The 741-nt window shown below is 68.8% G+C and carries 1 protein-coding gene; it reads right to left on the bottom strand.

Annotated features, from left to right (window positions below):
* Positions 1–741, bottom strand: a 741-nt coding sequence (locus IEY89_RS40195) for a phosphoglucose isomerase-related protein (protein WP_506004861.1), incomplete at both ends; no start/stop codon positions are given.

Below are 741 nucleotides of genomic sequence, written 5' to 3'. Positions count from 1 at the left end.
TCCGCCGGAGCCGTCCGGAAGTGCTCGTCGACCAGCGCGAACCCGTCCAGCATCTCCCGGAACCGCTCCGGCCCGATCGCGATCATCAGCGACAGCCCGATCGCCGAGTCGAACGAGTACCGCCCGCCGACCCAGTCCCAGAACTCGAACATGTTCGCCGTGTCGATCCCGAAGTCGGCGACCTTCCCGGAGTTCGTCGACAACGCCACGAAGTGCCTGGCGACCGCCTCCTCCGCACCGCCCAGACCCGCGAGGAGCCAGGAGCGGGCCGAGGTGGCGTTGCTGATCGTCTCGATCGTCGTGAACGTCTTGGAGGCGACGATGAACAGCGTCTCCGCCGGGTCCAGGTCCCGCACCGCCTCGTGCAGATCGGCACCGTCGACGTTCGACACGAACCGGAACGTCAACTCCCGTGCCGTGAACGCCCGCAGAGCCTCGTACGCCATCGCCGGACCGAGGTCCGAGCCACCGATGCCGATGTTGACGACGTTCCTGATCCGGCGGCCGGTGTGCCCGGTCCACTCACCCGAGCGCACCTTCTCGGCGAAACCGGCCATCCGGTCCAGGACCGCGTGCACGGCCGGGACGACGTTCTCCCCGTCGACCTCGACCACCGCCTCACGCGGCGCCCGCAGCACGGTGTGCAGCACCGCACGCTCCTCCGTGACGTTGATCCTCTCGCCCCGGAACATGGCGTCCCGCAGCCCGAACACATCGGTGGCGGTGGCGAGTTCCTGGAGG

Origin of the sequence: Streptomyces lacrimifluminis, from assembly GCF_014646095.1 — a bacterium.
Lineage (GTDB): Bacteria > Actinomycetota > Actinomycetes > Streptomycetales > Streptomycetaceae > Streptomyces > Streptomyces lacrimifluminis.
The sequence above is the reverse complement of the archived record's forward strand: the minus strand, read 5'-3'. Positions and strand labels throughout refer to the sequence as shown.